The organism is Halomicrococcus pelagicus (assembly GCF_050954125.1).
Window position 1 is genome coordinate 262,533 of sequence record NZ_JBPBWC010000002.1, and the last position, 23,753, is coordinate 286,285.

At 69.2% G+C, this 23,753-nt stretch carries 22 protein-coding genes; 12 read left to right on the forward strand and 10 right to left on the reverse strand.

Features of this window, described 5'->3' with window-relative positions:
- Nucleotides 1-69 precede the first annotated feature (69 nt).
- Nucleotides 70-2,124 carry a methionine--tRNA ligase gene (gene metG, locus ACRYA2_RS06035; protein ID WP_433625279.1) on the forward strand — a complete coding sequence of 685 codons (2,055 nt, stop codon included), beginning with the start codon at nt 70-72 and terminating at the stop codon, nt 2,122-2,124.
- Between the two features lie 63 nt (nt 2,125-2,187).
- On the opposite strand, the gene ACRYA2_RS06040 is transcribed toward metG, so the two are convergent.
- Nucleotides 2,188-2,472, reverse strand: coding sequence for a GYD domain-containing protein (locus ACRYA2_RS06040; protein WP_433625281.1), 285 nt, complete (start codon nt 2,470-2,472; stop codon nt 2,188-2,190).
- A gap of 102 nt (nt 2,473-2,574) precedes the next feature.
- Between ACRYA2_RS06040 and pyk the strand changes: the two genes are divergently transcribed.
- Together pyk and ACRYA2_RS06050 are read left to right on the forward strand one after the other, a co-directional pair.
- Nucleotides 2,575-4,365 (forward strand): pyruvate kinase, encoded by a 1,791-nt coding sequence (gene pyk, locus ACRYA2_RS06045; RefSeq protein WP_433625284.1) that lies wholly within the window; start codon nt 2,575-2,577, stop codon nt 4,363-4,365.
- 48 nt (nt 4,366-4,413) lie between these two features.
- On the forward strand, nt 4,414-4,587 hold the full coding sequence (locus ACRYA2_RS06050) for a DUF7312 domain-containing protein (protein ID WP_433625287.1): 174 nt from the start codon (nt 4,414-4,416) through the stop codon (nt 4,585-4,587).
- A 13-nt stretch (nt 4,588-4,600) separates the two neighbouring features.
- Here ACRYA2_RS06050 and ACRYA2_RS06055 read toward each other — a convergent pair whose 3' ends face one another.
- From ACRYA2_RS06055 to ACRYA2_RS06065, 3 genes are all read right to left on the reverse strand, one after another.
- A complete protein-coding gene (locus ACRYA2_RS06055; protein WP_433625290.1) occupies nt 4,601-5,272 on the reverse strand; it encodes a type I 3-dehydroquinate dehydratase in 672 nt (223 codons plus the stop codon).
- Nucleotides 5,273-5,303: 31 nt separating this feature from the next.
- The gene (locus ACRYA2_RS06060) at nt 5,304-6,350 is read right to left on the reverse strand and encodes a DNA-methyltransferase (protein WP_433625293.1); all 1,047 of its coding nucleotides are present in this window, start codon (nt 6,348-6,350) and stop codon (nt 5,304-5,306) included.
- A 64-nt stretch (nt 6,351-6,414) separates the two neighbouring features.
- The gene (locus ACRYA2_RS06065; protein ID WP_433625295.1) at nt 6,415-7,383 is read right to left on the reverse strand and encodes a transcription initiation factor IIB; all 969 of its coding nucleotides are present in this window, start codon (nt 7,381-7,383) and stop codon (nt 6,415-6,417) included.
- 250 nt (nt 7,384-7,633) lie between these two features.
- On the opposite strand from ACRYA2_RS06065, the gene ACRYA2_RS06070 reads away from it, so the two are divergent.
- Both ACRYA2_RS06070 and ACRYA2_RS06075 read left to right on the forward strand, forming a co-directional pair.
- The gene (locus tag ACRYA2_RS06070) at nt 7,634-8,434 is read left to right on the forward strand and encodes a cobalamin-binding protein (protein ID WP_433625297.1); all 801 of its coding nucleotides are present in this window, start codon (nt 7,634-7,636) and stop codon (nt 8,432-8,434) included.
- 165 nt (nt 8,435-8,599) lie between these two features.
- Nucleotides 8,600-9,439, forward strand: a complete 840-nt coding sequence (locus tag ACRYA2_RS06075; protein ID WP_433625299.1) for an undecaprenyl-diphosphate phosphatase — start codon at nt 8,600-8,602, stop codon at nt 9,437-9,439.
- Between the two features lie 44 nt (nt 9,440-9,483).
- Here the strand turns inward: ACRYA2_RS06075 and ACRYA2_RS06080 are convergent, their stop codons facing one another.
- Nucleotides 9,484-9,897: an Lrp/AsnC family transcriptional regulator gene (locus ACRYA2_RS06080; RefSeq protein WP_433625302.1), complete on the reverse strand. Its 414-nt coding sequence runs from the start codon at nt 9,895-9,897 to the stop codon at nt 9,484-9,486.
- Between the two features lie 97 nt (nt 9,898-9,994).
- Here ACRYA2_RS06080 and carA point away from each other — a divergent pair, with 97 nt between their 5' ends.
- On the forward strand, nt 9,995-11,071 hold the full coding sequence (gene carA / locus ACRYA2_RS06085; RefSeq protein ID WP_433625304.1) for a glutamine-hydrolyzing carbamoyl-phosphate synthase small subunit: 1,077 nt from the start codon (nt 9,995-9,997) through the stop codon (nt 11,069-11,071).
- Nucleotides 11,072-11,170: 99 nt separating this feature from the next.
- Here carA and ACRYA2_RS06090 read toward each other — a convergent pair whose 3' ends face one another.
- Nucleotides 11,171-11,893: an NAD(P)-binding oxidoreductase gene (locus ACRYA2_RS06090; RefSeq protein ID WP_433625307.1), complete on the reverse strand. Its 723-nt coding sequence runs from the start codon at nt 11,891-11,893 to the stop codon at nt 11,171-11,173.
- A gap of 111 nt (nt 11,894-12,004) precedes the next feature.
- Here ACRYA2_RS06090 and radB point away from each other — a divergent pair, with 111 nt between their 5' ends.
- Together radB and ACRYA2_RS06100 are read left to right on the forward strand one after the other, a co-directional pair.
- Nucleotides 12,005-12,703, forward strand: a complete 699-nt coding sequence (gene radB / locus ACRYA2_RS06095; protein ID WP_433625311.1) for a DNA repair and recombination protein RadB — start codon at nt 12,005-12,007, stop codon at nt 12,701-12,703.
- Between the two features lie 74 nt (nt 12,704-12,777).
- Nucleotides 12,778-13,050 (forward strand): hypothetical protein, encoded by a 273-nt coding sequence (locus ACRYA2_RS06100; RefSeq protein ID WP_433625315.1) that lies wholly within the window; start codon nt 12,778-12,780, stop codon nt 13,048-13,050.
- Between the two features lie 54 nt (nt 13,051-13,104).
- Here the strand turns inward: ACRYA2_RS06100 and carB are convergent, their stop codons facing one another.
- On the reverse strand, nt 13,105-16,290 hold the full coding sequence (gene carB / locus ACRYA2_RS06105) for a carbamoyl-phosphate synthase large subunit (protein ID WP_433625318.1): 3,186 nt from the start codon (nt 16,288-16,290) through the stop codon (nt 13,105-13,107).
- 255 nt (nt 16,291-16,545) lie between these two features.
- Between carB and larC the strand changes: the two genes are divergently transcribed.
- Together larC and ACRYA2_RS06115 are read left to right on the forward strand one after the other, a co-directional pair.
- Entirely contained in the window at nt 16,546-17,985 is a 1,440-nt protein-coding gene (gene larC, locus ACRYA2_RS06110) for a nickel pincer cofactor biosynthesis protein LarC (RefSeq protein WP_433625321.1), read from the forward strand.
- 25 nt (nt 17,986-18,010) lie between these two features.
- Nucleotides 18,011-18,235: a hypothetical protein gene (locus ACRYA2_RS06115; protein ID WP_433625324.1), complete on the forward strand. Its 225-nt coding sequence runs from the start codon at nt 18,011-18,013 to the stop codon at nt 18,233-18,235.
- A 22-nt stretch (nt 18,236-18,257) separates the two neighbouring features.
- Here ACRYA2_RS06115 and ACRYA2_RS06120 read toward each other — a convergent pair whose 3' ends face one another.
- Nucleotides 18,258-19,037, reverse strand: coding sequence for a hypothetical protein (locus ACRYA2_RS06120; RefSeq protein WP_433625327.1), 780 nt, complete (start codon nt 19,035-19,037; stop codon nt 18,258-18,260).
- 198 nt (nt 19,038-19,235) lie between these two features.
- On the opposite strand from ACRYA2_RS06120, the gene ACRYA2_RS06125 reads away from it, so the two are divergent.
- Nucleotides 19,236-20,546 carry a cytochrome P450 gene (locus ACRYA2_RS06125; protein ID WP_433625330.1) on the forward strand — a complete coding sequence of 437 codons (1,311 nt, stop codon included), beginning with the start codon at nt 19,236-19,238 and terminating at the stop codon, nt 20,544-20,546.
- Nucleotides 20,547-20,562: 16 nt separating this feature from the next.
- Here ACRYA2_RS06125 and ACRYA2_RS06130 read toward each other — a convergent pair whose 3' ends face one another.
- Nucleotides 20,563-21,603, reverse strand: coding sequence for a lysylphosphatidylglycerol synthase transmembrane domain-containing protein (locus tag ACRYA2_RS06130; protein ID WP_433625333.1), 1,041 nt, complete (start codon nt 21,601-21,603; stop codon nt 20,563-20,565).
- Between the two features lie 80 nt (nt 21,604-21,683).
- On the opposite strand from ACRYA2_RS06130, the gene thiL reads away from it, so the two are divergent.
- The gene (gene thiL, locus ACRYA2_RS06135; RefSeq protein WP_433625336.1) at nt 21,684-22,562 is read left to right on the forward strand and encodes a thiamine-phosphate kinase; all 879 of its coding nucleotides are present in this window, start codon (nt 21,684-21,686) and stop codon (nt 22,560-22,562) included.
- A gap of 12 nt (nt 22,563-22,574) precedes the next feature.
- On the opposite strand, the gene ACRYA2_RS06140 is transcribed toward thiL, so the two are convergent.
- Nucleotides 22,575-23,696, reverse strand: coding sequence for a site-2 protease family protein (locus ACRYA2_RS06140; RefSeq protein WP_433625339.1), 1,122 nt, complete (start codon nt 23,694-23,696; stop codon nt 22,575-22,577).
- Nucleotides 23,697-23,753: the final 57 nt, after the last annotated feature.

The following is a 23,753-nucleotide window of genomic DNA, read 5'->3' on the forward strand; positions in this document are numbered from 1 at the left end:
GATCACGACCCCAACGATGGAACGTACGAAACCGGCGGGTTTTACACCCGCACCGACGGAGTTGAGAGCATGAGCCACGACGACTATCCGACCGACGACCCCGCGGTGGTGACCTGCGGGCTCCCGTACGCGAACGGAGACCTCCACATCGGTCACCTGCGGACGTACGTCAGCGGCGACGTGTTCGCCCGCGCGCTCCGGAAACTCGGCCAGCAGACGGCGTTCGTCTCCGGGTCGGACATGCACGGTACACCGGTGGCGGTCAACGCCGAGAAGGAGGGCGTCACGCCCGAGGAGTTCGCGCTCCGCCACCACGAGAAGTACGAGGCGACGTTCCCGAAGTTCAACGTCGAGTTCGACAACTACGGCCACACCCACGACGAGACGAACACGGAGCTGACGACCGACATCGTCCGGACGCTCGACGAGAAGGGGTACGTCTACGAGAAGGAGATAAAGGTCGCCTGGGACCCCATCGAGGACGACCCGCTGCCGGACCGCTACGTCGAGGGTACGTGCCCGTACTGCGGCGCGACGGCCCGCGGCGACGAGTGCGACGAGGGCTGCGGACGACACCTCGAACCCGGCGAGATAGAGAACCCGACGAGCATCCGGACGGGCAACCCCGCGGAGTACCGCGAACGCGAGCACAAGTTCTTCCGCGTCTCGGACCTGCAGGAGTACCTCCAGGAGTTCATCGACCGCCTCGAGGGCACGGACAACGCGAAGAACCAGCCCCGCGAGTGGATCGAGGGCGAACTCCAGGACTGGTGTATCACCCGGGACCTCGACTGGGGCATCGATTATCCGAACGGGGAGGACGACCTCGTCCTCTACGTCTGGGTCGACGCCCCCATCGAGTACGTCTCCTCGACGAAGCAGTACACCGAGCGCGTCGGCAGCGACACGTACGACTGGGAGCAGGTCTGGAAGGACGAGGGCGACATCGTCCACGTCATCGGCCGCGACATCATCCAGCACCACACCATCTTCTGGCCGGCGATGCTCCACGTCGCGGAGTACGAGGAACCGCGCGCGGTCGTCGCCAGCGGCTTCGTCAACCTCAACGGAGAGGCGTTCTCGACGAGTCGCAATCGCGCCGTCTGGGCGGACGAGTACCTCGACGAGGGGTTCCACCCGGACCTGGTCCGCTACTACCTCACGACCACGGGCGGCATCGAACGCGACGTGAACTTCTCGTGGGACCGCTTCCAGGAGCGCGTGAACGGCGAACTCGTCGGCACGGTCGGCAACTTCGCCTATCGCTCGCTGCTGTTCGCCGCCCGCAACTTCGACGGCACGCCCGACACCGATGTGAGCGACGAGGTGGAACACCGCATCGAGTCGGCGGTCGACGACTTCGCGGCGGCCGTCAACGACTACTCGCTGAAGCGCATCGGCGAGGCCGCCACCGCGCTCGCCGCGTTCGGCAACGAGTACATCCAGCGCAACGAGCCCTGGAAGCTCACCGACGAGGACCCCGAGCGGGCCGCGCAGGTCATCCGCGACTGCGTCCAGATCGCCAAGGCGCTCGCGGTCGTCTTCGCGCCGGTCGTCCCCGGCAAGGCCGACGACCTCTGGTCGCATCTCGGCGAGTCGGGGTCGGTCCACGACGCCGACATCCAGGCCGCGCTCGAAGCACCGCCGGCGTCGTTCGACGAACCCTCGGAGCTGTTCGAGAAGATCGAAGACGAACGCGTCGAGGACCTCAACGAGAAACTCCAGGCGAGCATCGAAGCGGCTACGTCCGACGAGGACGAGGCGGAAGACGAGGACATGAGCGACGAGTTCGAACCCATCGCTGACGACCGTATCGGCTTCGAGGAGTTCAAGGACCTCGACCTCCGGGTCGGGCGCATCGAGACGGCCGACCCCATCGAGGGCGCGGACGACCTCGTCCGACTGGAGGTCGACATCGGCGTCGAGACGCGCCAGATAGTCGCGGGCATCAAGCAACTGCACGACGTCGACGAACTGCCGGGGACGAAGATAATCGTCGTCGCCAACCTGGAGAAGGCGGAGCTGTTCGGCACCGAGAGCAACGGGATGTTGCTCGCGGCGGGCGACCAGGCCGACCTGCTGACGACCCACGGCGACGCCGAACCCGGGACGAAGGTCCAATAGCTCGGCGGCCGTTCGAACCCGGAGAAAAACTGTTTTTCGGCGAGGACCGGGCGGCGCGTCGAATCAGAGGTCGTCGACGAGCTGGGAGAACTCCTCCATCGGGATTATCTCCATCGTCTGCATGTCGAGCCCGTAGCGTTCGATGCAGAGGGCGGCCTGGTAGGCGGCGTCGCGGTCCGGCGAGTCGAAGACGAGGAGGAAGTCGTACTCGCCGAGGATGGCGTAGTTCGCCTCGAGCGTCGTGTCGTGTTCGGCTAGCTCGCTCCTCACGTCGCCCCAGATGGAGGCCAGCTCCTGGACGTTCTGGTAGTCCTGCTCGACGGTTACGAGCGATGCGAACTTGGACATATTTTCCGCCTTCGAACGGAGTACGAATATGGATTGTGGCCGGCGAGTACTCACGGACGAGTTAACACTGGGTTTTAGGCGAGGCCGGGAGAACGTGGAACCATGAGAAACGCGAAGATCGTCTGTACGCTCGGCCCCGCGTCGAACGACCGGAGTACGGTCCGAGACCTGGCGGACGCCGGGATGACGGTCGCCCGGCTGAACGCCAGCCACGGGAGCCGGGAGGACCGGGCCGAACTCATCGACACCGTTCGACGAGTGGACGAGGCGACGTCGAGTCCGCTGGCAGCGATGCTCGACCTGCAGGGCCCCGAGATACGCACCGCCGAGGTGGACGACCCGATTCACCTCGAAGCCGGCGAGACGGTCCGCTTCGTCGAGGGCGAGGAGGCGACCGCCGAGGAGGTCGGCCTCTCCTTCTCACTGTCGAACGCCGACGTGGGCGACCGCGTCCTCCTCGACGACGGACGCATCGAGACGGTGGTCGAGAGCGTCGAAGACGACGCCGTCGTCGCCTTCGTCGAGAGCGGCGGTGACCTCGGAAGCCGCAAGGGCGTCAACGTCCCGGGCGTCGAACTCGGTCTCGACACCGTCACCGAGAAGGACCGCAAGGACCTGCGCCTCGCCGCCGGCCACCGGCCGGGCGACGACCGGACCGCCGCCGACTCCGAACGCGAGGTCGACTTCGTCGCCGCGAGCTTCGTCCGCGACGCCGACGACGTGCTCGAAGTGAACAAGGTGCTGGAGGAGTTCGGCGCGGACGTCCCCATCGTCGCGAAGATAGAGCGCCGCGGCGCGGTCGAGAATCTGGAGGAGATAGTCGACGCCGCCTACGGCGTGATGGTCGCCCGGGGCGACCTCGGCGTCGAGTGTCCGATGGAGGACGTGCCGATGATACAGAAGCGCATCATCCGCACCTGCCAGGAGGCGGGCGTCCCGGTCATCACGGCGACGGAGATGCTCGACTCGATGGTCCACGCCCGCCGGCCGACGCGAGCGGAGGCGTCGGACGTCGCAAACGCCGTCCTCGACGGCACCGACGCGGTGATGCTGTCGGGCGAGACGGCGGTCGGCGACCACCCCGTCCGGGTCGTCGAGACGATGGACCGCATCGTCCGCGAGGTGGAAGCCAGCGACGAGTACGCCGAGACGCTCGAACAGCGCGTCCCGGTGGCCGACGACACCCGCACGGACGCCCTCGCACGGTCGGCGCGCTACCTCGCCCGCGACATCGGCGCGAGCGCGGTCGTCGCGGCCAGCGAGTCCGGCTACACCGCGCTCAAGGTGGCGAAGTTCCGACCGGGTGTCCCGGTGGTGGCGACGACGCCGAACGACCACGTGCGCCGCCAGTTGGCGCTGTCGTGGGGGGTCAACCCGCAGTACTCCGACCTCGCTCACAGCGTCGAGACCATCATCGACGACGCCGTACAGGCGGCGCTCGACGCCGGCGTCGCGGAGAGCGGCGACACCGTCGTCGTCCTCTCGGGCATGATGAGCGACCTCGAAGGGTCGGACGCGACGAACATGCTCAAGGTCCACGTCGCCGCCCAGACCATCGCGACGGGGCGCAGCGTCGTCCGTGGCCAGGTCGCCGGCCCCGTCGAACGCACCGCGACCGGGGACCTCTCGGGCATTCCCGACGGGACCGTCCTCGTCCTCGACCCGGACTTCGACGGCGAGTTCACGGGCGACGCCTCCCACCTCGCCGGCATCGTCGACGCGCGCCCAGGGATGACCGGCTACCCCGCGATGGTCGCCCGGGAGCTCGAGATTCCGATGGTCAGCGGCGCCCCGCTCGGCCCCGAGGTCGAGGACGGCGACGTGGTGACCCTCGACGCCGAGCGCGGCGTCGTCTACGAGGGCGACGTGCGGTCGCGCGAGCGACGGCGGTAGGACTCGCAAGCCGGTCTCCTTTTGTTGCGGGCCGCCGTACGCCCGGGCATGTCCGAGTGGAAGTTCGACGTCGACGAAGTCGGTGACGACGCGGACGAGCCGGACCAGGACGACGCTCCGGAGATGGAACCCGGGTCGCCGTCGCTGGAGAACGCGGCGTTCGTCCTGCTCGGCGCTCTGTCGATGCTGTTCGTTCTCGTCAGACTCGTCACGCTGGTGTGACCGCGTCGGCTCGTCACCGCAGTTCGGAGACCAGCCGCGAGAGCGTCGCGAGGTCGTACTGGCCGGGTGCGGTCGCGTCCGCGGCGTCGACCGGCGCGTAGCCGATGCGAGATCCGTACAGCGGCGCGACCGCCCGGGAGTGGCGGCCCGCTTCGCCCATCGCCATCGTCGCCACCGCGCGCCCCTCCGCGTCGAGGGCGTCAGTGACCGACAGCAGGTCGAGCACGTCCGACCGCGATTCGGCGGTCACGGCCAGTTTCCCCACGTCCGCGCGGTCCGTGGCGTCGACGAGTAGCTCGCGCATCCGCTCGCGGTCGGGCGTCGCTTCGAAGTCGTGGACCGACGCGACGACGGCGGCGTCGTGGGCGCGCGCCCGCTCGGCGACGCGGTCGCCCGCACCCGGCAGGCTCTCCAGTTCCACGTCGACCGCCGCGACCGCGTCGCGTTCGGCGGCCGCGGCGAGCGCGTCGAGACGCTCGTCGTCGTCGTCGCCGGCCGCACCGCCCTCCCACTCCGCGCGGTTCGTCGCCAGCACCGGGAGGTCGCCGTCGTAGTCGTCCAGCGCGTCGAGCGGGGCGGCGGCGAGGTCCATCCGGAACTCGACGAGGTCGGCGCGGTCGCGGGCCCGCGGTTCGGCGTCGAGGTCGGCCGTGCTCGCCGCGAGGGTGAACGAGTCGAACTCCATGCCGGGGCGTCCGTGCGCGTGCGTGAAAAGGTTACTCGACGAACGGCTCGTGGGCGGCGACGAATCGCTTGCCGGCGTGGTCGACCGCCTGCTGGTCCAACTCGGTCACCTGGTAGAAGCGAATGTCGCGCTCCTGGTCGGTCTTGACCGGGAAGTCGTAGTGGGTCGCCTCGTATCCCAGTTCCCCCTCGTGGTCGCGGACGAAGGCGCGGTGGGCGTCCAGGCGCTCGCGGGCCCTGGTGCGCGAGAGGTCGGGGGCGTCGGCGGCGCGCTCGTCGAACACGCCGGCGAACTCCGGTTCGAGTTCGTACCCCACCGAGTTCCGGCCGGCGACCATCGCCGCCAGCGAGGTGGTGCCGGTCCCCCAGAACGGGTCGAGGACGGTGTCGCCGTAGACGGAGTACATGTTGACGAGCCGGTAGGGGAGTTCGAAGGGAAACGCCGCCGAGCGCTCGCGCAGTTCGCCGTGGTCGAGTTCCTGCTCGATACCGCGCACGTCGGTCCAGAGGTCCGAGAACCAGTCGTTTCGCTCCTCCCAGAAGTACGCCGCCTCGTAGCGCCGGTCGAGGCCGGGTTCGAGTTCGCGCAGGTCGCCGTTGCGAAAGAGGAGGACGTACTCGTGTTCGAGCGCGGCGTAGGCGTTCGGCGGGACCATGCCGGACCCCATGAACTTCGTCAGGCGGTTCGACGGCTTCCGCCAGAGGATGTCCGGCAACGGACGCAGACCGTGGTCACGCAGGCTCCGCGTGACCCGGCAGTGGTTCGGAAAGAGCTGGAAGGAGCCGTCGACCTTCCGCGTCGCGTCGCCGACGTTGACGGCCGCGACGCCGCCTGGTGTCAGCACGCGCGCGACCTCTCGCCACACCGAGTCGAGCAGGCTGTGCATCGCCTCGAAGGCGGCGTCGCCGTCGCCCCGGTCCAGTCGCTCCGCGATCTCCGGGTCGAGGGAGGCGAAGAGGTCGTCCCACATCTCTATCATCGGATACGGCGGCGAGGTGACGACGAGGTCGACCGAATCGTCCGGAAGCGCCGTCATCTCGGCCGCGTCGCCGACGTGAATCTCGTGCTCGGTCTCCATTGCAGTCGCTGGTGGAACGTATCACGGCGCCGTAAAACATCTTTTCAAACGACGCGTCCGGAAACTACATCGCGAGGCTGCCTTCTTCGGCTTCCAGCAGTTCGTGGTAGCGGTTGCGGATGGTGACCTCGCTGATGTCCGCGACGTCGCTGACCTCGGCCTGGGTCGTCTTCTCGTTGGTGAGCAGGGCGGCGGCGTAGACGGCGGCGGCCGCCAGGCCGACCGGCGATTTGCCGCTGTGGACGCCCTGTTCCTTCGCCGTCTTCAGCAGCGAGCGGGCACGGTGCTCGGACTCGTCCGAGAGGTCGAGTCCGGACGCGAAGCGCGGGACGTAGCTCTCGGGGTCGGCCGGCTTCACCTCGAGGCTCAGCTCGCGGACGACGTAGCGGTAGGTGCGGGCGACCTCGCTCTTCTCGACGCGGGAGACGTCGGCGATCTCGTCGAGGCTGCGCGGGACGCCGGCCTGCCGTGCCGCGGCGTAGACGCAGGCCGTCGAGACGCCCTCGATGGAACGGCCCGGCAGGAGGTCCTCGTCGAGCGCGCGGCGGTAGATGACCGACGCCGTCTCCCGGACGTTCTCGGGGAGACCGAGTGCGGAGGCCATGCGGTCGATTTCGCCGAGCGCCTGCTTGAGGTTGCGCTCTTTGGAGTCGCGGGTGCGGAAGCGCTCGTTCCACTTGCGCAGACGCTGCATCTTCTCGCGCTGGCGCGACCCCAGCGAGTTGCCGTAGGCGTCCTTGTCGCGCCAGTCGATGTTCGTCGACAGCCCCTTGTCGTGCATCGTGTTCGTCGTCGGGGCGCCGACGCGGGACTTCTCGTTCTTCTCCTTGGAGTCGAACGCGCGCCACTCGGGGCCGCGGTCGACGTTGTCCTCCTCGACGACGAGGCCGCACTCGGCACAGACCGTCTCGCCGTGTCCCTCGTCGGTGATGAGGTTGCCGCCGCATTCGGGGCACTGCTGTCCTTCGTGTTCCTGTTCCTCTACTTCGGTTTCCTGCGTTCTGTCGCGCGCTCGGATGGTTGTATCTGGCATGTACGAAACACCACTATCGGGGGAGAGTGCATCAGCTTCCGGGCAGGGAAAACCTGAAAAACCCGGCGCGTGAATCCTTAACTTGCAGTTATTCCGAAACTCACTTAAAACCATCGATTCTGACCCTCCACGAGTTCGTGAACCAGTCACACGGGGCGTGAGCCGACTATCCAACGTCGGACGAACCAAAAGTTTAAGCGTAGAAACGAGCGCGAAGGCTTTACCCGAACGGAGCGTGGACGAAAGGCCGATGGACGAGCAACGCGCGACGGCCGACCAGGCGACGGGCCTCCGGCGCGTCGTCTCGCTCGCGCCCAGCGCGACGGCGACGCTCCGGGCGCTCGGAGCGGACGACCGTCTCGTCGGCGTCACGCACAACTGCGACGCCGACGGCCTCGACGCGCCGGCGGTCGGCGGCTGGCTGAACCCCGACCACGACGCGGTCGCCGAGCGCGACCCCGACCTCGTCTGCACCGCCGACCCGCTCCAGCGCGACGTCCGCGACGCCCACCGGGAGCGCGGCCACCGCGTGGTCCACGTCGAACCGACGACGCTCGGCGAGGCGGTCGAATCGTTCGTCACGCTCGGCCGCGCGGTCGGGCAGACGCGTGCCGGCCACGACCTCGCGTGGAGCGCCCGGGGACGACTGGAGCGCGTTCGCCGCCTCGTCGCCAACCGCGACCGACCGGTCGTCTACTGCGAGGAGTGGTCGGACCCGCCGACCGCCGCCGGTAACTGGGTGCCAGACGCCGTCAGGGCCGCCGGCGGACGATACCCCTTCCTCGACGCCGGCGAGCGCTCCCGGGAGGTGACCCGCGACGAGGTCGAGGACGCCGCGCCCGACCACGTCGTCCTCCACGTCTGCGGCCGCGGCGAGCGCAGCGACCCCGCAACCGTTCGGGACCGCGACTGGGACGTGCCCGCGGTCGAGCGCGACGCCGTCCACGTCGTCGACGACTCGCTGCTGAACCAGCCGAGTCCGCGCCTCGTCGACGGGGTCGAGGCGCTGGCCGCGCGGCTACATCCCGACGCTGTCGACGAGTCGGGGTGACGCCCGGTCCCGGCCGCCGGAATCGTCCGGCGCGCCGTACGCCGTCGGACGTTCCGTGCGCGAACTGGAATGATAACAGTACAGGGACAGAGAGCTGAAAATACAAGACGAGAGTCACCTACAAAACCGAACGACATAACTCCCGTCGGTGACCGAGGTAGGACGATGCCAGACCGACCGCTGCTCATCGCGCTAATCGCGGGCGTGTTACAGGGTATCTTCGAGTGGCTCCCGATCTCCAGCGAGGGGAACATCACGCTGTTCCTGACGGCCGTCGGCGCGGGACCGGAGGCGGCGCTCCAGTTCGCGCTCTTCCTCCACGTCGGTACCGCCATGTCCGCGGCGGCGTACTACCGCGACGAGGTCGGCGACGTCCTGCGCGCGCCGTTCGACCTGGTCAGCGGACGAACCTCCGGAGGCCTCTTCTCGGGCGAGACGGCCGACTTCTCGTTCGTCTTCGTGGCGACGCTGGCCTCCGGCGTTACCGGTATCGTCGTCTACCTCACGCTCGACGCGGTCGTCACGGAACTGGCCGGCGGTGCGTTCGTCGCGCTCATCGGCGTCCTGCTGGTCGGAACCGGAATCCTGCTGAAGACCGCCGACCGCTTCGACCTCGCGACCCGGGAGACGCCGGACCTCGTCGACGCCCTGCTGGTGGGGTCGCTCCAGGGAATCGCGCTCCTCCCCGGCGTCTCCCGCTCCGGCACGACCGCGAGCGCGCTCCTCTTCCGCGGTCACGACGGCCCCTCGGCGTTCCGCCTCTCCTTCCTCCTCTCGATTCCGGCGGCCGCGGGCGCGGGCGTGCTGGTGTTTCTCGACACCGGGATTCCCTCCGTCTCGCCCACCGCCGCCGCCGTCGCCATCTTCGCCAGCGCGACCGTCGGCTACCTCACCATCGACGCGCTGATGCGCCTGGTCGAACGCGTCGCCTTCTGGGGCGTCTGTATCGGCCTCGGGACGCTCGCCATCGTCGGCGGCGGTGCACTTGTCGTCACAGGCGCCTGAGGCGGCCGACCGTCCCTTCGAATTTCGAATCCTCGCTTCGAAGCTCAGCCGCGCCGTTCGTCGAGAATCAGTCGCGTCTTCGTCTCGACGACCTCGTCGAGTTCCCGCGCGCGGGTTATCAACTGGTTGACCCCCTGCGTGTCCGCGGCGTCGACGACGAGGACGATGTCGTCCTCGCCGGAGACCTGCCAGACGAAGTCGACCTGCTCCCACTCGGCGAGTCGGTCGGACATGGAGGTCGTGTTGACTGCCACGTCCACGCCTATCTCGATCATCGCTTTCACGTTCCCCGTCCGCGTGGCGACCGTGAATCGCTCGATGACGCCGTCCTCGTTCATCTGTTCGACGCGGTTGCGGACCGTCCCCTCCGAGGTGCCGACCTCGTTTGCGATCTCGGTGTACGGCATTCGGGCGTCCCGCCGGAGGAGGTCCAGTATCTGGCGGTCGAGTGCGTCCATAGGCGTCGTTTCGCGCCTCGAAACTTGGGTGTTACGAATATCGTAACGTTGTTTCGAAAGCAAGGTTTATGGAGGGCCGTTGCATAAGAATCTCGTAATGGCTGGTGCTTACGTCGCACTGGAGGGTGGCCGCGTGGTAGAAGCGCGCGCTCGCGCTCCGGGCACGGCCCGCGGAGAACTGGTGTTCACGACGGCGTACACAGGCTACGAGGAGAGTCTCACTGACCCGTCCTACGAGGAACAGGTACTCACCTTCTCGTACCCCCTGATCGGCAACTACGGCGTGCGCGAGGAGCGGTTCGAGTCCGACCGCGTCCACCCCCGCGCCGTCGTCGCGCGAGAACTGACCGAGGACGTGGCCGACTGGCTCGCCGCCGAGGGCGTGCCCGCGGTCGACCACCTCGACACGCGCGACCTCGTCGGCGGCATCCGCGAGGAGGGCGCGATGAAGTGCGGCATCGCGGCCGGACCGGACGCCACGCCCGAGGACGCGCTCGCCGAACTCGAGGACTGTCCCGGCATGAGCGACCACGTCGACATCGGCGCGCAGGTCAGCGTCGACGAGCGAGAGATCCACCTCGGCGAGGGCGACACGGACGTGGCGCTGGTCGACTGCGGCGCGAAGGACAGCATCGTCGAGTCGCTGGTCGACCGCGGTGCGAACGTGCACGTCCTGCCGTACGACGCCGCGCCCGAGGATGTCGAAGCGGTCGACCCCGACGTCCTGTTCGTCTCGAACGGGCCGGGCGACCCGGCGAACTTCGAGGCGGCCCAGTCGCTGGTCGACGAGTTCATCGGCGAGATTCCGCTGGCGGGCATCTGTCTCGGCCAGCAGATCATCGCCCGGGCACTGGGCGGCACCACCGAGAAGATGGACTTCGGTCACCGCGGCGTCAACCAGCCCGTCCGCGACCTCGAGACCAACCGCGTGGTCATGACGACCCAGAACCACGGGTACACGGTCGCCGACCCCGGCGACCTCGACGTGACCCAGGTCAACGTCAACGACGACACGCCCGAGGGCCTGGACAGCGACGACCTCGACGTCATCACGCGCCAGTACCACCCCGAAGCCAACCCCGGCCCCCACGACTCCCTCGACTTCTTCGACGACGTGCTCGCGATGGCACGGCCGGACGACGGTTCGAGTCGACGACTCGTTACTGCCAACTGAGTGACGCGCCAGCGGCGACTCTCCAGCCGTTCTCACCCCCGCTAGCCGACCGCTCGGCGCTGGAGTCGCTCGCTCCTCTCGACCGAGACCGACCGCCGACTACTCCTCGACGGCTATCTCTTCCTCGACGGGCGACTGCCAGTCCACGTCGACGAGACCGCGGGACGTCCCGCGGAGCCCGTCGCGACTCACCACCTCGAACGTACGGTTCTCGCTCTCGGGGGTGAACGGCGCGGCGACCATCAACCTGGCCACGTCCGCGCGCGGAATCGACCCCGAGACGGTCGCGCCGCCCTCGCCGACGAGAACGTCGCCGGTCGCCGGGTCGTTCGTCAGCATGCCGGGTCGGACGACGGTGTGGGACAGCCGCGACGTGCGCAGCGCCGCCTCGGCCCGGTTTTTCGCCGCCAGCACGCGCCAGATGAGCAGGCGGAACGCGGCGGGCATCTGCCCGCGGGAGTCGCCGACCCCGATAGCGCTCTCGAAGACGAACCGGTCCACGTCGGCCGCGACCGCGGCGTCGACGAGATTCTCGACGCCGGTCCCGTCGACGAGGTCGCCCATCAGCATCCGGACGGGCGAGCGCGTGCCGACTGCGCTGAGGACGACGTCGCAGTCGGCGACCGCGCGGGCGGCGTCGCCGGACTCCAGCAGGTCGCCGACGACCACCTCGTCGGCCCCGCGCGAGCGGAGCGCGTGCGCCTTCTCCGGCGTGTGAGTGAGCGCCCGTACCGCGAACTCGGCGTCCGCGAGCAGGTCGAGTACCTCTGTGCCGGTGCCGCCGCTCGCGCCCGCGACGAGGATGCGTTCGACGTCGGTCATCCCCGGGTCAACGACGCCGGAGGCAATAGAACTCGCGGCCACCGACGGGGAGACGGACCGCCGCGGGCGCGAATCCGGAGGCTTTTGCCCGGTAAGTCCCAAGGTTCGGGTGTGACTGACGCCGAGAAGATTTCGACCGGGTGCCCGCCCCTCGACGACCTGCTCGGGGGTGGCCTCGAACGCGGGACCGTCACGCAGGTGTACGGTCCGCCCGCCGCCGGGAAGACGAACGTCGCGCTCGGTGCCGCCGTCGAGACGGCGCGGGAGGGCGGCACCGTGGTCTACGTCGACACCGAGGGACTGTCCGTCGAGCGGTTCGAACAGGTCGCCGACGCCCGAACGGACGACACCGACGACGTCGCCTCCCGCATCGTCATCAAGGAGGCCTACGACTTCGACGAGCAGGCGGAGGCCGTCCGGGACGTCTCCGAGTTCGCAGAGCGAGCCGACCTCGTCGTCCTCGACAGCGCGACCGGATTCTATCGCCTGGAGCGCGCCGGCGACGACGCCGGCGGCGAGTCGCTCCGGAAGGTCGCCGACCAGGTCACCCACCTGCTCTCGCTCGCGCGCAAACACGACATCGCCATCCTGCTGACGAACCAGGTGTACACCGACCCCGACTCCGACGGCACCCGACCGCTCGGCGGCCACACGCTCGAACACTGGACCGGCATCGTCCTCCGTGTGGACCGCTTCCGCGGCGGCAACCGCCGGGCGACCCTGGAGAAACACCGCTCGAAGCCGGCCGGCGACCGCGCGCAGTTCCGCATCACCGACGCAGGTATCGAGGGCGTCGAGGACACCGTCTGAAGCCTGGCGTCGACCCCCGCTATATTTCCGCCACCACCGCAAGTAAAAAGAAGGAGCGGCGCGAACTACCGCGCATGGGAAAGGCGGTGCTCGGGACCGACAATCGGGTCACGTACACCGAAGTACAAGCGGGCGTCCTCGGCGTCGTCGTCGGCGTCCTGGCCGGGTACGGCTACGCGCTCGGACACGAATCCGTGGCCGTCAAGGTGAGTGCCGTCTTCGTCGCCCTCGCCCTCGGCCTGGGCGTCACCGGTCGAATGTCGGCTGCCAAGCGGACGCTGCGGCGCGAACCCTGGTACGCGCTCGCGGCGTTCCTCGTCGGCGGCACGCTCGGAACGCTCGTCTGAAGCGGTTCGACGGCGGCCCGCCCGACGTCTCGGCGACGGACGGGGGTAGAGCCGCTAGCCCCACTTCTCGTCGCGCTTGGGCCGGTCGCCGACAGACTCGACGCAGAGGGAGTCCTCGCGCGAATCGAGGGCCTCCAGCGCGGCCTCGGCGGCGGCGACGGTCGAGAAGTACGGCAGGTCCTCCTCGACGGCCGTCTCCAGGGCCGCGCGGTCGTCGGTGACCAGCAGGTCGACGTCGCCCGTCCGTATCGCCTCGGCGGTGTTGTCGAACGTCTCGACCTCGTAGTACTCCTCGAACCCGTCGACCGGGAGTTCGACGACGGCGACGCCGCCCTCGGGGAGCGCGTTGGCGGCCGCGGACTGGGCCTTCTCGTAGGCCTTGCCGAACGACGTCGCAGTGCCCATCACCTCGCCCGTCGACTTCATCTCCGGGCCGAGGCGCGGGTCGCTGTTCGGCAGGCGGTCGAAGGGGAGGACGACCTCCTTGACGCTGACCTGTTCGGGCACCTGCTCGCGCACGTCGAGGTCGTCCAGGCTCTCGCCCGCCATCACCTTCGCCGCGAGTTTGGCGATGGGGACGCCGGTCGCCTTCGAGACGAACGGGACGGTCCGCGACGAGCGCGGGTTGGCTTCGAGGACGTAGACGTCGCCGTCCCGGACGGCGAGCTGGACGTTCAGCAGGCCGACGGTGTCGAGCGCGGTGGCGATGTTCTCGGTCACCTCGCGCACCCGGGCGAGTTCGTCGTCGGTCAGCCCGCGCGGCGGGATGACGCAGGCGGAGTCGCCGGAGTGAATCCCGGCGCTCTCGACGTGTTCCATCACGCCGCCGACGACGGTGCGCTCGCCGTCGCTCACGGCGTCGACGTCGAGTTCGACGGCGTCGGCGAGGAACTCGTCGACGAGGATGGGCTTGTCCGGCGACACCCGGACCGCCTCCTCGATGTACTCTTTCAGTTCGTCGTCGTCGTGGACGACGTCCATCGCCCGCCCGCCGAGCACGTAGGAGGGACGCACGAGCACGGGGTAGCCGATGTCGTGGGCGAGTTCGAGCGCTTCCTCCTCGCTCGTGGCACTGCCGCCTTCCGGTTGCTCGATGCCGATGTCGTCCATCAGGCGGTTGAACCGGTCGCGGTCCTCCGCGAGGTCCATCGCCTCGACCGTGGTCCCCAGTATCTCGCAGTCGAGGCCGCGACGGTCGAGTTCGTCCTCCAGCGGGCGGCCGACGTCGACGCTCGTCTGGCCGCCGAACTGGACCATCGCGCCGTCGGCGTTCGTCGCCTCGACGACGTCCGCGACCTCCTCGGCGGTGATGGGTTCGAAGAACAGTCCGTCGCTGGTGTCGTAGTCGGTCGACACCGTCTCGGGGTTGTTGTTGACGACGTGCGTCTCGATGCCCATCTCGCGCAGGGCCCGCACCGCGTGGACGGTGCAGTAGTCGAATTCGACGCCCTGTCCGATACGGATGGGGCCACCGCCGACGATGACGACGCTGTCGACGTCGCGGTCGACCTGAAGTTCGTCCCGGCCGCCGAAGTCGGTCTCCAGCGCCGAGCGCGCCGAGTAGTAGTACGGCGTCGACGCGGCGAACTCGCCGGCGCAGGTGTCGACCTGCTTGAACGAGCGGTCGGGCGCGCTCGTCTCGACTTCCTCGACGGCGTCGCCGTCTGCGGCGTTCCGCGGCGTCTGGGACGCCGCGCGGTTCGCGTCCGTTCCCGCCATCGCGGCGACCTGCTGGTTCGTGAAGCCGATCTCGGCGGCGGCCGCGAAGTTCCCCTCCTCAGCGGCCTCGACGCCGTCGGCGACGTTCTGGTAACGCTCGACGTACCAATTCTCGATGTCGGTGAGGTCGGCGACCGTCTCCACGGTGTACCCGCGCTCGAACGCCTCGAACATGGCGTAGGGGCGGTCGGGCGTCGGGCGTTCGAGGTACTCGGCCTCGAGTTCCTCGTCGCTCACCGCGGCCCAGTCGACGTCGGGGTCGTACTCCGAACTGCGCAGCGCCTTGAGCAGGCTCTCCTCGAACGTGCGACCGATGGCCATCGCCTCGCCCGTCGACTTCATCGCGGTGCCGAGTTCGAACTCCGTGTCCGGGAACTTGTCCTTCGGCCAGCGCGGCACCTTCGTCACCACGTAGTCGATTGCGGGCTCGAAGGCGGCGGTCGTCTCGCCCGTTATCTCGTTCTCTATCTCGTGGAGGCGCTTGCCGAGCGCGACCTTCGCCGTGACGCGAGCGATGGGGTAGCCCGTCGCCTTCGACGCGAGGGCGGACGAGCGGGAGACGCGGGGGTTCACCTCGACCACCCTGTACTCGCCGCCGGGCGTGCCGTCGTCGCGCCACGCGAACTGGATGTTACAGCCGCCCTGGATGCCGAGGTCCCGGATGACCTCCAGCGCCGCGTCGCGCATCTCCTGGTGGCCGTCGTCGGGGATGACCTGACTGGGCGTGACGACCGTCGACTCGCCGGTGTGGATGCCCATCGGGTCGATGTTCTCCATGTTGCAGATGATGATACAGGAGTCGTCGGCGTCCCGCATCACCTCGTACTCCAGTTCGACCCACCCCGAGATGGACTCGGTGACCAGCACCTCGTCGTTGCGCGAGAGGCGCAGGCCCTTCCGCACGCGCTCTTTCAGCTCCTCCATCTCGTGGACGACGCCCGACCCAGACCCGCCGAGGGTGTAGGTGGTGCGGGCGATGACCGGCAGGCCGCCGACCTCCTCGACCGCCGCCTCGACGCGCTCGGCCAGGTCGTCCTCGGTCAGTTCCGTCGCCACCTCGTCCTCGTCGAGCGTGATGGTCGTCGAGCTCGCGACGGGCTGGCCGAGGTCGTGCATCCGCTGACGGAACAGGTCGCGGTCCTCCGTGGCGTAGATGGTGTCCAGGGGCGTGCCCATGATGTCGACGTCGTACTCGTCCAGCACGCCCTCCTCGGAGAGCTCCGCGGTGACGTTCAGTCCGGTCTGGCCGCCCAGACCGGCGATGACGCCGTCCGGGCGCTCCTCGCGGATTATCTCGGCGATGGCGTCCGTGGTGATGGGTTCGATGTACACCTCGTCGGCCATCTCCGGGTCGGTCATGATGGTCGCCGGGTTGGAGTTCACCAGGACGACCCGCGCCCCCTCCTCCTGGAGCGCTCGGCAGGCCTGTGCGCCCGAATAGTCGAACTCGGCGGCCTGTCCAATCTGTATCGGTCCGCTCCCGATGAGTAGAATCGTACGGTCCTCGGCTTCCTCACTCATGGCTCGTTGTCCGTACTCAGTTCGTACATCGTAATAAGGGCCACGAAAGATTACGAGTAGCGAAACGGAATTTCGAATTTCGGAAGCACGCCGGAGACGACGTGCCAGGGGCGTCTCGCGCGCTCGGCGCGCGGAAGACGGCCTCGCCCGGCCGTCCCCGCCGGACTGCCGTCACCGCCGGGTCCCGTCCGCGATTTCGCCCGGACGACGCCCGTCTTCGTGGGCTTTTTCGCGGTCGGGACCGCCCGGTAGCACATGGAGACTCTCGCGTTCGACGGGCGGATGGGGGCCAGCGGCGACATGATTCTGGCCGCGCTGCTCGACGCCGGTGCCGACCGCGACGCGCTCGCGCCGGTCGAGGACGCGCTCGACGTGGAGTACGCCACCGAGCGCGTCGTGAAGAACGGCATCGCCGCGACCGGCGCGTCGGTGCTGCTGACGGACGGGGACGCCGACGGCGACGGTTCCGACGAGGAGACAGGAGACCGCCACGACGGCCACTCCCACGACGAAGACGGACACAACCACTCCCACGACCACCCGGGCGACGGCCACGGTCACTCCCACGGCCACCGAGAAGGCCACGGTCACTCCCACGGCCACCGAGAAGGCCACGGTCACTCCCACGACCACGACCACCGGCATGCGGAGGGGTCGGGGCCGGAGCGCACGTACCGGGAGGTGATCGAACTGGTCGAGTCGATGGGTCTCGATGCGAGCGTCGACGCCGACGCGAAGGCCGTCTTCCGGATTCTCGGCGAAGCGGAGGCGAGCGTCCACGACACCGACCTCGAATCGACGCACTTCCACGAGGTGGGCGCGGACGACGCCGTCGCCGACGTGGTCGGCGCTGCGCTCCTGTTCGACGACCTCGACGTGGAGCGGGTGGTGACCACGCCGCTGTCGACCGGCGGCGGCGCGGTCGAGATGAGCCACGGCACCTACCCCGTTCCGGCCCCCGCGGTGGTCGAGATCGCGGCGGAGGCCGACTGGTCGCTGCGGGGCGGCCCGGTCGACGCGGAACTGCTGACGCCTACGGGTGCGGCCGTCCTCGCCCACTTCGCGGAGGGCGTCGAGGTGCTGCCGACGCTCGACGTGACGGCGTCGGGCTACGGGGCCGGCGGCTACTCGTTCCCCGAGCATCCAAACGTGCTCCGGGTGCTCGCCGGGGAGCGCGCGGCCCACGGCGGCGCGAACCGAACGAGCGACGAGGCGACGAACCGGGGCCGACTGGTCCGCGACGACGTGACCGTCCTGGAGACGAACCTGGACGACGCGCCGCCGGAGGTGCTGGGCGGCCTCCAGGAGACCCTCGCGGACGCGGGCGCGCGAGACGTTTCGGTCGTTCCCGCGACGATGAAGAAGTCCCGACCCGGCCACCTCGTGAAGGTCATCGTCAAGCCGGAGGACGCCGAGCGCGTCGCCCGGCGGCTCGCCGAGGAGACGGGAACCCTCGGTGTGCGCGAGTCGGGGGCGACCCACCGCTGGATAGCCGAGCGCGAGATGCACACCGTGACGGTCGACGCGGCGGACGAGGAGTACGCGGTGGACGTGAAGGTCGCGAGCGACGACGCCGGGGCGGTCTACGACGTGAGCGCCGAGTTCGACGACGCACTCGCGGTCGCGACGGAGACGGGGGTGCCGGTGCGCGAGGTGATGCGCCGCGCCGAGGACGCCGTTCGGGCAAACCTATAATTTTTCGCACGACTAACCGCCAACCATGGTCCTCGTGCGCGTCCAGTGCCCCTACGACGGCTGTAAAGGGATGGGGGAGTTCGAGACCGACCCCGAGAGCGAGGTGGTCGCCCGCGAGCGGGGCCACGTCGAACTCACGCAGTTCCAGAAGGTCGGCAAACAGCTCCTGTCCGGGGCTATCGTCAAGGAAGAGCACCTCCGGTGTCCCGCCGACGACCACCACCGGTTCACCGTGCTCGTGGAGCTGTGAGTCGCGTCGAGCGCCGCCACCGTCAGTTCCCCGAGCGCCCGTCGCCGCGGTGTTCGTCCAGCGCCTCCTCGATGGTCAACTCGCCGGCTGCGACGCGGCGCGCCAGCTCCTCGTCGATTTCGCGGTTGTCCGGCGAGCGCTCGCGCGACCGGCGCTGGATGACCCCGAGTTCGCCCGCGGTCGGCTCCACGTCGCGCTCCTCGACCGTCTCGCCTTCCAGTCGCGCGATGTTGACCGCCGCGAGCACGTCGCCCATCCCGCGCGCGCCGGTGCCGAGGTACGGCGTCGTCCCCGTCTCGTCGACGAGTTCGACCGTCACGTCCTCCAGGTCCTGGACGATTCTCGCGCTCTGGAGGCGCGCGCCGTCGCCCACGCGGACGACGGGGTCGACGGCGTCGGCCACCTCCTCGCGGATGGTCGCGACGGCGTCAGCGAGCGGGACGTGGAACGCCGCGACCACCACGTCGCCCGAGAGGACGGCGATGCCGGGTCGTGTCCCAGGGTCGACGCCGACGACGATCCTGCCCTCGCCGCTCCGGAGCAGCGCCAGCGCCTCCTCGACCGCCCGGCGCGGGCTGTCGGGGTCGCCGACGACCACCTCGTAGTCGGTCGGGTCGGCCGCCCCCGCGCCGTCGCCAGTGGACTCGTCGCCGACGTCGTCGTCCGCGGACGTGACGAGGACGCGGGTCCCCTCCGGCAGGTCGTCACCCGGTTCGACGGTGGTGAAGTTCACGCCGCGGTCCCGCAGTTCATTGACCACCCCGTGGTACAGTTCGAAGTCTTCCGTGGCGACGACTATCACGACGCGGGGGTTCGGTGGCGTCCTACAAAGCCGCGGCGATTGCCGGAACCGACCCGCGAATCGGGCAGCCGAGCCCGGTACGCTCCCGGTTCGACCGCCCTGGCGCGTCGGGCCGGTCGGCGACCCGTGAACAGCCGCGGTCGAGCACCCCGACAGGATGGGCGGGAACTCTAAGCCGAACGAACACGAACGAAGCGTATGGCAAATCGGGTACCCTCGGGGCCGCCCGGCCTGCCGGTGGTCGGGACGAGCCTCCAGTACGCCGACGACCCGCTGGGGTTCATGGAGCGGGCCGCACGCGAGTTCGGCGACGTGGCGTCGATAGACGTCTACGGCCAGGAGGTCTACCAGGTCGTCGATCCGGACGCCGTCCGGCGCGTGCTGGTCGAGAACGCGGACGACTACCGGAAGCCGACGTTCGGCGAGGACGAGGGGTTGGCCGGCCTGCTCGGCGACGGCCTGCTGACGAGCAACGGCGACGTCTGGCGGCGCCAGCGTAGCGCGCTCCAGCCGGCCTTCTTCGGCGAGCGACTGAACGCCTACGCGGACGAGATGGTCGCGAACGCCGAGCGCACGGGCGCGTCCTGGTCGGACGGTGACGTCCTCGACGTGCACGCCGAGATGTCCGAGCTAACGCTCCGAATCGTCGTCGAGACGCTGCTCGGCGTCGAACTCGACGGAATGGAGCGCGTCGTCCGAGACGCGCTGTTGAACGTCGGCGAACGGTTCCGGCCGGGGCCGCAGGCGTTCGTCCCCGAGGAGGTGCCGACGCCGCGGAACCTGCAGTACCGGCGCTCGGTGCAGCGGCTGGAGCGCGTGCTCCGGGAACTGCGCCGCCAGCACGAGGGTCGCGAGGGCGACGACGTGCTCGCCATCCTCCTGCGGATGCGCGACCAAGACGAGGTCGACGAGGACATGCTCCGCGACGAGATGATGACGATGCTGCTCGCCGGTCACGACACGACGGCGCTGACGCTCACCTACGTCTGGTGGCTCGTCGCCGACAACCCGGCGGTCGAGCGGAAGTTCCACGAGGAGGTGGACGCGCTGGACGGCCCGCCGACCGCCGCCGACCTCGCGGAACTGGACTACCTGGAGAAAATCGTGACGGAGGCGATGCGGCTCTACCCGCCGGCGTACGTCGTCTACCGCGAGGCCACGGTGGACGACGAACTCGCGGGGTTCCGGATTCCCCAGGGGAGCGTCGTCTCCATGCCCCAGTGGGTCGTCCACCGCGACCGCCGCTGGTTCGACGACCCCGAGACGTTCCGGCCGGAGCGCTGGACCGACGAGTTCCGCCGCGACCTTCCGCCGTTCGCGTACTTCCCGTTCGGCGGCGGGCCGCGCAAGTGCATCGGCGACGGGTTCGCGATGCGCGAGGCGAAACTCGTCCTCGCGACGCTCGGCCGGCGCTACGAACTCGACCGCGTCACCGAAGACGTCGACCTCGTGCCGCTGGTGACCCTGCACCCCGACGGCCCCGTCGAGATGCGCGTGACGGAGCGCTGACCGGGCCCGACGGAACTCAGTCGCCGTTGGCGTTGTCGGCCTCCAGCATCGCCGTGGAGACGCCGCCGATGGCCACCGGGAGCCAGTAGGTCGCCGCGCGGTGGATGAACGCGGCCGCGGCCGCCATCGCGCCCGAGATGCCCGCGATGGGACCGAGCAGGAAGACGAGCGCCGCCTCGACCCCGCCGAGGCCGCCCGGGAGCGGCGTCACGCCCGCCATGCTCACGATGGGGACGACGAACAGGACCGCCGCGAACGGGACGACGACGCCGAGCGCGTACAGCGAGAGCCACAGCGACGTCGCCGACAGGAGCCAGCCCAGCGCCGAGAAGAGGAGGGCGAGCAGGAGACTCCGGCGGTCCGACGCCACGCGCTCGATGGCGCGGAAGAAGCCGCGAACGCGCCGCCGGACGGCGTCGTGGGTCGTCGGCGTTATCCGGGGAACCGCGCGGGCGAGCGCGCCGACGACCGGGACGACGGCGCTCGCCACGCCCGCCTCCACGCGGTCGCGCGAGCGCCACAGCAGCGTCGCCGAGAGGGGGACCGCGAGGGCCAGGGTGACGACGGCGAGCGCGACGAACTCTATCTGTAGCCTGTCACCGATGGCGAGCACGGTGGCGTAGTAGACCACGCCGACGAGTCCGAACGAGATGGAGGGGACGAAGTTGATGGAGTCGACGCTGGCGATAGCCGCCAGCCCCGTCTCGTACTCCGCGTCGGTGACCCGGGAGATGAGCAGGGCGCTGAACGGTTCGCCGCCGGCCTGTCCGAACGGCGTGATGTTATTGGCGAAGGTCGCGCCGGCGTAGAGCATGAACGCCCGGACCGGAGAGACGGAGACGCCCAGCGCGGAGAGGACGGTCCGTAGCGCCATCGCCCAGGAGGCCAGCCACGCCAGCGCGACGACGCCGACGAGCGCGACCAGTCTGGTGTCGGCCATCGCGAGTTTGCCCAGTACCTGGTCGATACCGACGACGGCGGCTACGGCGAACAGGACGACGATAGCGGCGACGAACCCGACTACTATCGTCCGAACGTCACCCAGGTCGAGACGCATCAGTTCGGGGCATCTCGGGCGGAGCGCTTGAACCCAGCGAAGACCGGTCGGCTTTTCTCCGGGCGCGAGAGAGTCGACGTATGGACGAGCGGGCGGCGCTGAAACTGCTGGCCGAGGAACTCGACGACGCCGGCGACGACGCCGCGGTCGTCGACGGGCAGGTCGTCACCACCGACATGCTCCACGAGACGACCGACTTCCCGGCGGGGACCACCCGGTACACCGCCGGGTGGCGCGCCGTCGGCGCGTCGCTGTCGGACGTGGCCGCGATGGGCGCGTCGGCGACCGCGGCGGTCGCGGTGTACGCCGCGCCCGCGTTCGACGCCGACGAACTCCGGGACTTCGTCGCCGGAGCGCGAGAGGTCTGCGAGACGGTCGACGCGCGCTACGTCGGCGGCGACCTCGACACGCTCGACGAGTTCACCGCGACGACGACCGCGCTCGGCCGGACCGACGACCCCGTCGCTCGCTCCGGCGCCACCGCCGGGGACGCGCTCTGTGTCACCGGAACGCTGGGGCGGAGCGCGGCGGCCCTCAGACTGTTCGAGCGCGGCGACCACGCGCGCGCCAACGACCTGTTCCGGTTCGAACCGCGAGTCGCCGCCGGTCGCGCGCTCGCACCGCACGCCACGGCGATGATGGACTCGAGCGACGGACTGGCGCGGTCGGTCCACCAGCTGGCCGAGGCGAGCGACTGCGGGTTCGCGCTGGACGGCGACGCGATTCCAGTGGCCGAGAGCGTCCGCGAGGTCGCCGACGACGACGCGGACGAGCGCGAGCTCTCGACGTTCTTCGGCGAGGACTTCGAACTCGTCGTCACCGTCCCGGAGGAGTCGGTCGTCGACGCGCGCGACGCGTCGCCGGTGCCGCTGACCGTCGTCGGCGAAGCGGTCGAGGAGGACATCGAGATGGACGGCGACCCCCTGTCGGACCGGGGGTACACCCACGGCAGAGACTGAGGACGGCAGCTCTCAGGAGATTATCTGTATCGGCGTCGGCGTGAAACAGAGGAGCCCGAGGACGAACGTGACCACGCCCAGCAGCTTCCGCCGGAGGTCGAGTTCGTCGTCGTCGATGGGGGTCGCCGGGCCGACGTAGGCGAAGAACATCGAGAGGAATCCCCAGATGACCCACAGCACCGTCGCGTTGCTCACGTCGAGCACGTAGAAGACGTACGCCGCGAGGCCGAAGAGGACGGCGGGGACGAGCGCGGCGATACTCTCCTGGCGCTTGCCGAGTATCGCCCGCACGATGTGGCCGCCGTCCAGCTGGCCGACGGGGATGAGGTTGAGGAAGGTGACGAACATCCCGACCCAGCCGCCGATGACGACCGGGTTGATGGACTTGGTCGGGTCCCCGTACGTGAGCCGTTCGCCCATCAGCGCCGCAATGCCTTTCAGCAGCGGCGGGTAGCCGAACTTCACCTGCACCACGTTGGGGCCGTTCAGCAGTTGCTGGGAGGCCGTCACCGGCTCCAGCGTCAGACCGATGGCGGTGACGACGACCGTCGCCACGAGGCCGGCCAGCGGACCGGCGACGCCGATGTCGAACAGCGCCTTGCGGTCCGGCATCTGACCCTTCATCCGGATGACCGCGCCCATCGTCCCGATGAGCGTCGGCATGGGGATGAAGTACGGCAGCGTCGCGTCGACGCCGTGGTAGCGACTCATCACGTAGTGACCGAGCTCGTGGGTTCCCAGGACGCCCATCACGGCGAGCGTGAACGGCCACGCCTGCTGGAGCGCCGACAGCGGATTCGCGACGGGGTCGACGTGGTACCACGACGCCCCGGCGAAGAGCGTCGACAGCACCGTGGCGACGAAGAGCAGGACGTTCTTCCAGGGGACGCCGTCCGGTCCGAGGTCGACCGGTTCGGCGACGATGACGTACTCGCCCATCCGCGTCGTCAGCGTCGCCTCGTAGCCCGATTCGCGGAAAAGCGGCCAGATGGTCTTCATGAGACGGTCCTGGGGGACCAGGGGCTCGCCGTAGTAGATCAACTGGTCTCCCTCCCGCTGTACGTCGTACACCCGGAACACCGATTCCAGGCGGTGGAGCGGAGGACCGGCTTCGGGCGGCTCGGTCGAAGCCATTCGCTCGTATTACGAAGCGAACCCGTATAAACCCCTAGACGACGGTGCTCTTTGCGG

Bases quoted from the DNA above. Each gene is read 5' to 3' on its own strand.
- carB (WP_433625318.1), bottom strand. From the start codon at position 16,290: ATGAGTGAGGAAGCCGAGGACCGTACGATTCTACTCATCGGGAGCGGA.
- ACRYA2_RS06130 (WP_433625333.1), bottom strand. From the start codon at position 21,603: ATGCGTCTCGACCTGGGTGACGTTCGGACGATAGTAGTCGGGTTCGTC.
- ACRYA2_RS06060 (WP_433625293.1), bottom strand. From the start codon at position 6,350: ATGGAGACCGAGCACGAGATTCACGTCGGCGACGCGGCCGAGATGACG.
- ACRYA2_RS06055 (WP_433625290.1), bottom strand. From the start codon at position 5,272: ATGGAGTTCGACTCGTTCACCCTCGCGGCGAGCACGGCCGACCTCGAC.
- ACRYA2_RS06090 (WP_433625307.1), bottom strand. From the start codon at position 11,893: ATGACCGACGTCGAACGCATCCTCGTCGCGGGCGCGAGCGGCGGCACC.
- pyk (WP_433625284.1), top strand. From the start codon at position 2,575: ATGAGAAACGCGAAGATCGTCTGTACGCTCGGCCCCGCGTCGAACGAC.
- ACRYA2_RS06040 (WP_433625281.1), bottom strand. From the start codon at position 2,472: ATGTCCAAGTTCGCATCGCTCGTAACCGTCGAGCAGGACTACCAGAAC.
- ACRYA2_RS06075 (WP_433625299.1), top strand. From the start codon at position 8,600: ATGCCAGACCGACCGCTGCTCATCGCGCTAATCGCGGGCGTGTTACAG.
- ACRYA2_RS06065 (WP_433625295.1), bottom strand. From the start codon at position 7,383: ATGCCAGATACAACCATCCGAGCGCGCGACAGAACGCAGGAAACCGAA.
- metG (WP_433625279.1), top strand. From the start codon at position 70: ATGAGCCACGACGACTATCCGACCGACGACCCCGCGGTGGTGACCTGC.
- ACRYA2_RS06080 (WP_433625302.1), bottom strand. From the start codon at position 9,897: ATGGACGCACTCGACCGCCAGATACTGGACCTCCTCCGGCGGGACGCC.
- ACRYA2_RS06115 (WP_433625324.1), top strand. From the start codon at position 18,011: ATGGTCCTCGTGCGCGTCCAGTGCCCCTACGACGGCTGTAAAGGGATG.
- ACRYA2_RS06100 (WP_433625315.1), top strand. From the start codon at position 12,778: ATGGGAAAGGCGGTGCTCGGGACCGACAATCGGGTCACGTACACCGAA.
- ACRYA2_RS06050 (WP_433625287.1), top strand. From the start codon at position 4,414: ATGTCCGAGTGGAAGTTCGACGTCGACGAAGTCGGTGACGACGCGGAC.
- carA (WP_433625304.1), top strand. From the start codon at position 9,995: ATGGCTGGTGCTTACGTCGCACTGGAGGGTGGCCGCGTGGTAGAAGCG.
- ACRYA2_RS06125 (WP_433625330.1), top strand. From the start codon at position 19,236: ATGGCAAATCGGGTACCCTCGGGGCCGCCCGGCCTGCCGGTGGTCGGG.
- ACRYA2_RS06070 (WP_433625297.1), top strand. From the start codon at position 7,634: ATGGACGAGCAACGCGCGACGGCCGACCAGGCGACGGGCCTCCGGCGC.
- ACRYA2_RS06140 (WP_433625339.1), bottom strand. From the start codon at position 23,696: ATGGCTTCGACCGAGCCGCCCGAAGCCGGTCCTCCGCTCCACCGCCTG.
- thiL (WP_433625336.1), top strand. From the start codon at position 21,684: ATGGACGAGCGGGCGGCGCTGAAACTGCTGGCCGAGGAACTCGACGAC.
- larC (WP_433625321.1), top strand. From the start codon at position 16,546: ATGGAGACTCTCGCGTTCGACGGGCGGATGGGGGCCAGCGGCGACATG.